At 44.1% G+C, this 9,322-nt stretch carries 12 protein-coding genes, 4 tRNA genes and 1 other RNA gene; 9 read left to right on the top strand and 8 right to left on the bottom strand.

Annotation, left to right across the window (positions count from 1 at the left end):
* Together ACEW8P_RS23135 and msrA are read left to right on the top strand one after the other, a co-directional pair.
* The coding region (locus ACEW8P_RS23135; protein WP_373515435.1) for a hypothetical protein at positions 1–259 on the top strand (259 nt) is incomplete at its 5' end.
* Positions 260–311: 52 nt separating this feature from the next.
* Entirely contained in the window at positions 312–806 is a 495-nt protein-coding gene (msrA, locus tag ACEW8P_RS23130) for a peptide-methionine (S)-S-oxide reductase MsrA (RefSeq protein ID WP_373515434.1), read from the top strand.
* Between the two features lie 17 nt (positions 807–823).
* On the opposite strand, the gene ACEW8P_RS23125 is transcribed toward msrA, so the two are convergent.
* From ACEW8P_RS23125 to ACEW8P_RS23105, 5 genes are all read right to left on the bottom strand, one after another.
* A complete protein-coding gene (locus ACEW8P_RS23125) occupies positions 824–970 on the bottom strand; it encodes a hypothetical protein (RefSeq protein ID WP_373515433.1) in 147 nt (48 codons plus the stop codon).
* Between the two features lie 3 nt (positions 971–973).
* Positions 974–1,050: transfer RNA gene (locus tag ACEW8P_RS23120), tRNA-Arg, on the bottom strand.
* Between the two features lie 133 nt (positions 1,051–1,183).
* Positions 1,184–1,257: transfer RNA gene (locus tag ACEW8P_RS23115), tRNA-Pro, on the bottom strand.
* A gap of 33 nt (positions 1,258–1,290) precedes the next feature.
* Positions 1,291–1,394 (bottom strand) — tRNA-Pro (locus ACEW8P_RS23110).
* 58 nt (positions 1,395–1,452) lie between these two features.
* A tRNA-Ser gene (locus ACEW8P_RS23105) sits at positions 1,453–1,540 on the bottom strand.
* A 106-nt stretch (positions 1,541–1,646) separates the two neighbouring features.
* On the opposite strand from ACEW8P_RS23105, the gene ACEW8P_RS23100 reads away from it, so the two are divergent.
* The 7 genes from ACEW8P_RS23100 to ssrA all read left to right on the top strand — a co-directional run bounded on the left by ACEW8P_RS23100 (position 1,647) and on the right by ssrA (position 6,221).
* Positions 1,647–2,627 (top strand): VWA domain-containing protein, encoded by a 981-nt coding sequence (locus ACEW8P_RS23100; RefSeq protein WP_373515432.1) that lies wholly within the window; start codon positions 1,647–1,649, stop codon positions 2,625–2,627.
* A gap of 45 nt (positions 2,628–2,672) precedes the next feature.
* Positions 2,673–3,365 (top strand): hypothetical protein, encoded by a 693-nt coding sequence (locus tag ACEW8P_RS23095; protein WP_373515431.1) that lies wholly within the window; start codon positions 2,673–2,675, stop codon positions 3,363–3,365.
* A 54-nt stretch (positions 3,366–3,419) separates the two neighbouring features.
* Positions 3,420–4,358: a phosphoribosylaminoimidazolesuccinocarboxamide synthase gene (locus tag ACEW8P_RS23090; RefSeq protein WP_373515430.1), complete on the top strand. Its 939-nt coding sequence runs from the start codon at positions 3,420–3,422 to the stop codon at positions 4,356–4,358.
* A gap of 76 nt (positions 4,359–4,434) precedes the next feature.
* Positions 4,435–4,863: an anti-anti-sigma factor gene (locus ACEW8P_RS23085; protein ID WP_373515429.1), complete on the top strand. Its 429-nt coding sequence runs from the start codon at positions 4,435–4,437 to the stop codon at positions 4,861–4,863.
* A 6-nt stretch (positions 4,864–4,869) separates the two neighbouring features.
* On the top strand, positions 4,870–5,073 hold the full coding sequence (locus tag ACEW8P_RS23080) for a hypothetical protein (protein ID WP_373515428.1): 204 nt from the start codon (positions 4,870–4,872) through the stop codon (positions 5,071–5,073).
* A gap of 162 nt (positions 5,074–5,235) precedes the next feature.
* On the top strand, positions 5,236–5,772 hold the full coding sequence (locus ACEW8P_RS23075; RefSeq protein WP_373515427.1) for a hypothetical protein: 537 nt from the start codon (positions 5,236–5,238) through the stop codon (positions 5,770–5,772).
* Between the two features lie 80 nt (positions 5,773–5,852).
* Positions 5,853–6,221: a transfer-messenger RNA gene (gene ssrA / locus ACEW8P_RS23070) on the top strand.
* A 263-nt stretch (positions 6,222–6,484) separates the two neighbouring features.
* On the opposite strand, the gene ACEW8P_RS23065 is transcribed toward ssrA, so the two are convergent.
* The 3 genes from ACEW8P_RS23065 to ACEW8P_RS23055 all read right to left on the bottom strand — a co-directional run bounded on the left by ACEW8P_RS23065 (position 6,485) and on the right by ACEW8P_RS23055 (position 9,095).
* Positions 6,485–7,198, bottom strand: a complete 714-nt coding sequence (locus ACEW8P_RS23065; RefSeq protein WP_373515426.1) for a tetratricopeptide repeat protein — start codon at positions 7,196–7,198, stop codon at positions 6,485–6,487.
* 9 nt (positions 7,199–7,207) lie between these two features.
* Positions 7,208–7,921 carry a tetratricopeptide repeat protein gene (locus tag ACEW8P_RS23060; protein WP_373515425.1) on the bottom strand — a complete coding sequence of 238 codons (714 nt, stop codon included), beginning with the start codon at positions 7,919–7,921 and terminating at the stop codon, positions 7,208–7,210.
* Positions 7,922–8,228: 307 nt separating this feature from the next.
* Positions 8,229–9,095 (bottom strand): hypothetical protein, encoded by an 867-nt coding sequence (locus tag ACEW8P_RS23055; protein ID WP_373515424.1) that lies wholly within the window; start codon positions 9,093–9,095, stop codon positions 8,229–8,231.
* Positions 9,096–9,322: the final 227 nt, after the last annotated feature.

Here is a 9,322-nt window from a genome sequence, read left to right as displayed (position 1 = left end):
GCTAGAACATATATTGGAAATTCCCATCGGGTATTCCGAGGTACGGTTTCAAAGTAAAAAATACGGCGTGACCCGTACTGATTTTAACAACGGGAAAAGCATAAAGCTTTACGCCGAGGAGCTGGGAGGCACGGATTTTATCAGCTTGAACTACTACATTACTACCAAATCTGAAATCCTGAAGCCGTGCGAGATGCCGGAACAAAAGGTAACTGATTTTGTTATGAACGCAGTAAGTTGCACGGAAAAAGCAGGCTAATAACCAGGAAACGGTTAGAATAAAAAAACACCTTAAAACAAACTATCGAAAAATGAGCGACTTAAAAAAGGCATATATAGCAGGCGGATGTTTCTGGGGAATGGAAGACCTTTTTCGGGTGCGGCCCGGCGTGAAAGACACCGAAGTAGGGTACATCGGCGGAGAAAACGAAAACCCCACCTACCGAAACCATCCCGGTCATGCCGAAGGGATGGAAATAACCTACGATCCCAGTGAGACCTCGTTTCGGGAACTACTGGATTTCTTCTTTCGGATTCACGACCCGACCACGGTCAATCGACAGGGCAACGATGTAGGCTCGAGTTACCGATCAACCATCTTTTTCCAAAATGAAGAAGAAAAAAGCGAATCGGATGAAATGATCAAAATCGTGAACGATTCCAAAAGATGGAAAGGTACCGTCGCCACTACCTTGGAACCCTACACTACCTTTTGGGCAGCAGAACCGGAGCATCAGGATTACCTAGTGAGAAATCCCAATGGCTACACTTGCCATTTTGAGCGGTTTTCTGAGCCTTTTGTTTGAAGTTGATTTTCAGAATACTAGATAAAGTAAAAAGCCTTGCCGAATTTTTCGGCAAGGCTTTTTAGTGATCGCGCTAGGATTCGAACGGCACCGGGCTGGCGAACCAGCGGCCGACCGTCTAGGGCCGCCTGCTTAGAAGGCAGGTTCTTTATCCAGCTGAGCATTTTTGGTGATCCCGACAGGATTCGAACCTGTGACCGTCTGCTTAGAAGGCAGATGCTCTATCCAGCTGAGCTACGAGACCGTGAAAAGAAAGAGGCAGCTTCTTATGAGCTGCCTCTTTTATATTCGGGGAGACAGGATTCGAACGGCAGCGGCCGACCGTCTGCGACCCTCTGGTCCCAAGCCAGATATCTCTCTCAAATATTCTAAAAATGTCGGGGAGACAGGATTCGAACCTGCGACCCTCTGGTCCCAAACCAGATGCGCTACCGGGCTGCGCCACTCCCCGAAAAATATTTACTTCTATACTCTTCCCGTGCTGTCGGGAAGACAGGATTCGAATGGTCCGGGCTGGCGTTCCAGCGACGAACCGCTGCGACCCTCTGGTTCCAGACCAGATGCGCTACCGGGCTACGCCATCCCCCACAATGGAATTGCCGAAAAAGATTTTACTTCAAGTCTTTTATCTAAAAAAACAATAATGCGGAGAGAGCGGGATTCGAACCCGCGGTACCCTTTAGAGGTACGGCAGTTTAGCAAACTACTGGTTTCAGCCACTCACCCATCTCTCCGGCTATTGAGCCACAAAGATAGAAGGATCGGTTTGATTTTAACAAACATTCCCACAAAAAAACTTTGTCAGAAAGCCGGATTGTCTAATTTTGGCTACCGCAACACGTGCGTAACCCCTTTGCGATGAACTGGAATTACCCCTTCGGCCTGACCGAATTTATTTTTGTGATACTCTTTGCGGTGACCTACGCTGCTTTCTTTATCCGCACCGTCCGGGTCGCCCGACGGCTCAATACTACTTCCCGCGCCCTTATTATTAAGTTTTTTCTCCGCAGCATTGTATTTACGCTTCTGATCATCGCCCTGTTGGGCCCCTCATTTGGCGAATCGGCGCGCGAGTTGGAGGCAAGGGGCAAAGATGTTTATTTATTGGTGGATCTCTCCAAGTCTATGGATGCTGGTGATGTCTCCCCTACCCGGCTGGAAAAAGTTAAATTTGAGATCAACGGCTTGTTGGAAGCGCTCCCTTCCAGTCGAATGGGGCTGATCGTTTTTTCAAACGAAGCCTTTACTCAGTCGCCCCTTACCTACGACCACGCGGCGCTCAATCTGTATGTGCAGTCGCTGCAAACGGATTTGCTGCCAGGAAGTGGCAGCAATCCCTGCGCTTCGCTTGAATTGGCCTACTCCAAGCTGTCGATGGACGCAGCCGCTTCGGACAAGGCCAAGGTCATGCTTCTCTTCACCGACGGAGAGCGGCGGGCCGATTGCGACGCTTCTCTTTTTAATGATATTCGCCGCTTTGGTTTTTATCTTTTCGTGGTGGCAGTGGGTACGACCACTGGCAGCGCTATCGTAACCAACAACGAAATCATGAAGGACGAGGACGGCGAAACCGTCATCACCAAAGTCGATGAAGATGCCGTACAGGATTTGGCCGGGGCGACAAACGGAAACTACTACCGCGTGACCAACGAACTTAACCAGCTTCCGAAAGCCCTTGATGACATGAATGCTATTAAAGGGCAACTGGTCGATAGTCGCCAGGTAGCCGTGGTGTCTAACAAATACTACTATTTCCTGGCGGCGGCCCTGGGGCTTTTGCTGTTGGACGTGCTGATCACCGTTCGCACTTTCCGACTCTAAGGATATAATTCGTATTATTGCCCCTTCCTCTAAGACTGGCCGGAAATGACCTCGCTATTGCTATATCTGCTGCTTTGGGTTTGGGACAATCGCTCCTTCAACACGATCGACCAATCCAACCGCGACAAACGAGAGGCGGAAAGTGCCTATATCGAACAGAACTACAAGAAAGCAGCCCGGCTATATAAAGAAATAACCTACGGCTCCATCTTTTCCGAACCCGCCAGCCGCCTATACCTCGCACACGCTTATTTTCAAATAGACAGCTTGCAATTGGCTCAGTCCGAATATACACTTTTGGAACATGTAGCCGATCCGGCAATCGCCTCGGCGGCCAATACCCAACTGGCTTTGTTGACCTGCCAAAACGGCGACACCTCCGCGGCTTTAATTTACCTTAAAACCGCCCTTCGACATGATCCGTACAACCAAACGGCACGGTATGATTACCAAGTGCTAAAAACAGTTTTTTCGGGCAAAGTACCCGATGCCCCGGCCACCCAGCCCGAGTTGTCCCCTCCACCACCCCAGCTGACCACCACGAGCGAGCAACAGGAGGTGGAACTGGCGGCGCAGCGGGAAGAACTACTCGAGCGGCTAAGGCGGCTCAATATGTCGGAAGAGCAAGCCCGCTCCATCCTCGACGCCATGAAATCCAACGAAGCCCAATACATCTACCAACTCCGCCGACGGCAGTATTATGATCAGTCGGAGCGGAGCAAGGTGGTTGAGTGGTAGTTTAGGGGTTTAGTTGTGGAGAGGTCTAGTTGTTTAGAAATTTACAGGATAACAATGAATGCAATTAAAGGGACTGATTTTCAATTTCCTGGTCAGAAGAGCTTTTATCGTGGCAAAGTGCGTGATGTGTATGCCTTCGAGGACAAACTGATCATGGTCGCTACCGACCGCATTTCGGCTTTTGACGTGATTTTGCCCCGCGCAATTCCTTACAAGGGCCAAGTGCTAAATCAAATCGCCGCACACTTCTTGAAGGCTACGGCTGACATTGTCCCCAACTGGCTGTTGGAAGTTCCCGATCCGAACGTAGGTGTAGGTTTGCGCTGTGCACCTTACGCCGTCGAGATGGTCGTGCGCGGTTACCTGGCAGGACACGCCTGGCGCGAATACCGGGCAGGAAAACGCACGGTTTGTGGTGTCGCGCTGCCCGACGGACTGCGCGAAAACGACAAACTACCGCAACCCATTATTACGCCAACCACCAAGGCCCACGAAGGGCACGACGAGGATATTTCTCGTGAGGAGATTCTCAAACAAGGCATTGTGCCGGAAGAAGAATACGAGCAATTGGAAAAGTACGCACTCGCCTTGTTCGCCAAAGGCACCGAAATGGCCGCTGCCCAGGGGCTCATTTTGGTGGATACCAAGTATGAATTTGGTAAGCTCGATGGCACCATTTATTTGATCGACGAAATTCACACGCCCGACTCCTCGCGTTACTTTTACCAGGAAGGATACGAAAAAAACCAGGCGGAGGGACTGCCACAAAAGCAATTGTCGAAGGAATTTGTGCGGGAATGGTTGATCGAGAACGGCTTTCAGGGAAAGGAAGGCCAGCAAATTCCAGAAATGAACGACGCCTGGGTCCGCCAAATCAGCGACCGCTATGTAGAACTTTATGAAAAAGTGACTGGAATGGTTTTTGAGAAAAATAGTCAGGACGATATTCTTGATCGAATCGCAACAAACATAAAGCGTTCATTGACCTCCTGACTGTCCAGTCAAGACTAAAATCGCTTTTTTTATAACAAACGTACTACCCACCATTACTCAACTACCCCTAAAAAATATGGATTACAAAATAGACCGGAAAGAACAGTTCGCAGTAATTACCTTGAAAGAAGCCCAGTTCGACGAAGCCGTTGCGGAAGAATTCGAGGAAGTTGCCCGTGACTTGCTGAGCGAAGACTACAGCAACCTCATCGTGGTGATGGACCAAACGCAGGGTATCGAAAACAGCGGGGTGATGACGCTTCGCAAACTAGTTCGCCTGTGTACCACCAAGCTTGGTATCTTGGTAGCTGCCACTGAAAACGACGATTTTGCCGAAGTTCTGGAAGACTCCAAAATAGCCGACTTACTGGTGCTGCCCACCCTCGAAGAGGCGATCGACGCCGTTTTTATGCATGATCTTGAAAATGAATTCGGGGCGGGCGATGACGACGACGATTACGACGACGACGATTACCAGGGCATCAGCGAATTGAAAGAACCGTAATTTTTCATGGCCGAACCCGCTAAAAACCGCCGAATGTTCATTGTAGTGTTTATAGTCTTTACGCTCATCGTTGCCATTTTGGCCCTTGACATGGCCAGCCGCACCACCGGACCCTGGAACCGGCCCAAGCAACTCAACCGCGTGCTACCCCTCGGCGATTCCCTATTCGTTGATTCGCTCTTACTCGATACCTCGCAATTGAGTAATTAATAGTAGGTTTCTCGTAATACTAGCCCAGGGCAATCCTTGCTTTGGGCTTCATTTATTTCTGGGTAAGAAAAGTTGGCACTGTATTTGGAAAAAGTAGATGACGGAGCGCTGATCGCATCCAGCCATTCGCTCCCCACTTATTTTCCAAAACAAACAGCCAAAATGCAACTACTAGGGACAGGATCGCGGGTGCAACACCCCGACTTCGGCGTGGGCGTAGTACTCAACCAAAAAACCAAAGGCCACCTCATCACCTACGTCAACTATGGTGTGGACGAAACGCCTTACGACACGGAGCTTGAAATTCTGGAAGCTATTGAACCGGATGGAGTCGATGTGAGTATGCGGGATGTGGAGATTGCCCTCACTTCAATTCTGGAAAAATGGGCCGACGTATCCGAAATAGTGCCGTTGGGTGATAAATGGCTGAACGGTACGCTCATCCTCCGCCCCGGTGTGAAGGGCTTACAGGAAAAAGAGTGGCCTATAAATTCCTTCTTTCACAAGATCGTCATGCTCCGCGACCGACTCCGGGTGCTGGAACAGCGGGTCAACGCCAGTAGTATGGAGGACGAGGAGAAGGTGAATATTCAACAGTACATCACCCGCTGCTACGGTTCGCTGACTTCGTTCAACCTGCTTTTCAAACAAAAAGAGCATTATTTTTCGGGCGGCAACAACAATTCGGCCGAGGGCTGAACTTTTTCGGGCTAAGGTTTGTAAAAACAGTTCGGAAGCGGCGATTTTGTTAGAACGCCGCTTTTCGTTCCAAATGACCTGGGGGCGACTGGTATTGACAGCGGGTTGAAGGTCTGTGTAAGCATGTCGGGAGTTGGGGGTATCTCCCGTGACCAATGCCTTCCAAATAATACACGGCGAGTCTAACTACGCCATGGCTGCCTAATCTAGGATTACGCAAATGCCATCATCCCTCCTCCCCACGTGCTGCCGGGAGGATCCAGGGGTGTCGAAACGCAGCGCTGGTTGGAATAGTGATACGGAAAACCAACGAGACACCAGTATCTAAGGTCGCGGTGAAGGTCTGATTTGAACCTTGCCCGGCACGAAAACCGAATCAAAAATAAACATGTAGAAGGCACAGGGTTTCCTTGTTCTGGACGAGAGTTCGAATCTCTCCGTCTCCACCAAGAAGTCGCTATTTTTAGCGGCTTCTTTTTTTGTCGCAAGAGGGACAGGATTTTCCTATTCTGTACAAGTAGAATTTGATCTTTCTTTTTGAACCTTCCTTTCATAGCATTAGCGAAAGGAAACCTAGCTCAAGGGCAGGGTTCAAAAGGGTATGGCTTATTGAACCTTGCCAATTCGTGCAAAACGCTTTACAGTATCGATGATTCACCTTTATACAGTTTAATTCAACCACTGTTAAATAGTCTTTTTTTGAATTAACGAGTTACTGGCAATGCTCTCTAATCGCTTCATAAGCTACGGAACTTCCAAGTTCTCCTGATCTGCTTAATGCCTTGCATCCATTTACTGTTTCCCCAATTTTAATTAGGACAATACCTTTATTGTAAAAAAATCTATGGTCGTCAGAGTCTAATCTAATCGCATCATCAAAATATTGAAGAGCATTTTTATATTCTTTCATTTTATAGTAGATCATTCCAATTGAGTTATAATCCAAACTCAATTCTCGAATTTTCAATATTTTCATATGGCAAGTTATGGCTTCTTTAAAAAAGTCAATTTTTTCATAACATCTAGCCATACTGTAAAGAACTTCCAATCTATTACTTTGGTATTGTGGCTTATGGATTTGTGCTTCTGCTGTAAGATAATCATCAATTGCACCTCTGTAATCACCTTGGATTTCTTTTAAACTACCTCTATTATAAAATGGCCTACATAAATTAACATTTTGTTCTATCGCTAAGTTATACAGCTTCATAGCTATGGAATATTTTTTTTCTCTTTCATTAATTGAAGCTTTTTGCATCGCTAAGTTATATTTTTCTTTCGGCGTACCGTTTAAGAATATTTTTTCATCAACTCGTTTAGCAGCTTGAATAGCTTCTAATATAGGATCATTTTTTTGAGCAAATAGTATGTTAGAATTGAGATTACAAGTAATAGTTATCAAGCAAAATATAGTAATTTTTTTCATGGTTTAGAGTTATTGACAATGCTCTCGTATAGCCGCATAGGCGTTGGAACTTCCAAGCTCTCCTGATCGGCTCAATGCCTTGCATCCATCTTCTGTTTTCCCAATTTTTATTAAGGTAAGCCCCTTGTTATAAAAATACGAATTATCATTTGGGTCTAATTCAATCGCTTCGTTCAAATATTGAAGTGCCGTTTGATAGTTTTTAAGTTTATAATATATTTTAGCTATTGAGTTATGGTAATCTGAGAGATTCTGAATATTTATGCACTTTTTAAAGTATTTTATAGCTTCTTCATAATCTTCAATGTTTTCCTTACATATTGCTATATTATAAATTATATAAACCCTGTCATTTCTGTGATTTCCATTACTAAGCTGCGTTTCTAGTTTCAGATAATCATCAGCAGCACCTCTATAATCACCTAAACTCTGTTTTAATGGAGCTCTATCATAATATGGGATCCATGAATTAATATTTTGCTCAATTGCTACATTATACATTTTCATAGCTTCTGCGTATTCTTTATTAAAAGTATGTAGAGCTGCTTTCCTCAATGCTATTTCATATTTTTCCTCTCGCGTTCCAGTTGATAGCTTTCTTTCATCGCTCTCTCTACGTAATCTTGCAGATTCAGCTATTGGGTCTACTTCTTGCGCAAGTGATATAGTAGAAATATGAATAAAAGTAATAATTGTTAAACACAATACATTTAAAGATTTCATATTTTAGAATGATTTGAAGATCCTACATTTCTTCCAGCATCACCACATCCCCTTCATCTGGGTCTGTGCCCCCACCTAGAGTATATACACATCTTTTCAATAGACTGGAAGTCAGAATTTTATAGAATTGAAAATATTTGTCAAGATATTTATTTCACCGTATGATATGTGCCTACAAGCCCTCTGTTGCTAGTGCTATGGGTGCACAACTCACGGAATCGGATATTTAGATCTAGTGGCTTTTATTTGTGTATATACTCTAGGTGGGAACACAGACCACGGAAAATAATACAAAAAAACAAAAAACCTATAATTTTACTCGGTATCGAACATTCCAATCTATATCACTAATTTCTCTTTCATTAAATTCTTCCAAAGCTTCAAAAAATGATTTGTTCTCAATATTGTATCTTTCAACCTTCTCTTTTTTAATAAATACTTCAATGATTTTCTCATAATTTTTCCAAAGTTCTTCTATAATTCCAATTGATGTATCTCGAAATGCAATCTGCATTTTATCTTCATCAGTAGCATTCTCTAATTCAGATTTAATTGTAATGAGAAATTTTCTTACTGGAACAAAAACCGATTCAGAATTAGTAATATGTATTTTAAATAGTCTATCGAATATGATTTTTGAGTATTCAAAATGATCAATCGTAAGTTTTTCATTTAAGAGTTCTAACCTCTTAAAAATTGATAAAATATCCTCAGTTTGTATATTAACTTTTTCAATTAAACCAATAGAAGAAACATGAATTTGAGGTTGTGGTGTTAAATTTTCGTAATAGTCAGCAAAATTTTTTATTGCTGAATAACCTAGATGGTTAACACCAGCAGGTAGTATACTAGCCCCATTTACAGGGACTTCAAAAAAATACTTATGGTTTTCCAGCTCAAAATCAATTGCCATTTTCTTAAAATCCTCTAAATACAAAAAACTCATTTGGGTTAAGTTTGTATCCTTCTGATCAGTCAATTGCTCATTTTGAGCTTTAAATGTTTCATACAGTAGATAAACACTGATTATACCAAACAGAGGCGAAAGAACACCGCTGATTGTATCTCCAATTGGACCTGTTGTATTAGGAGAATAACCGGTGTAATCAAAAAAGCATCTTATTAAAACTAAGATTGCAGCGTAAACAAGCACTATGAATACTATATTTCTCATCGGAATATATTTTAGTTGTCTAATCAGGAACTCATACCCCTCTCAAAACTTCATCTTAGGCAATCCCTTAACCTGGGTCTGTGTCCCCACCTAGAGTATATACACATCTTTTCAATAGACTGGAAGTCAGAATTTTATAGAATTGAAAATATTTGTCAAGATATTTATTTCACCGTATGATATGTGCCTACAACCCCTCTGTTGCTAGTGCTATGGGTGCACAACTC

This window comes from Persicitalea sp. (assembly GCF_041751555.1).
GTDB lineage: Bacteria > Bacteroidota > Bacteroidia > Cytophagales > Spirosomataceae > Persicitalea.
The sequence above is the reverse complement of the archived record's forward strand: the minus strand, read 5'-3'. Positions and strand labels throughout refer to the sequence as shown.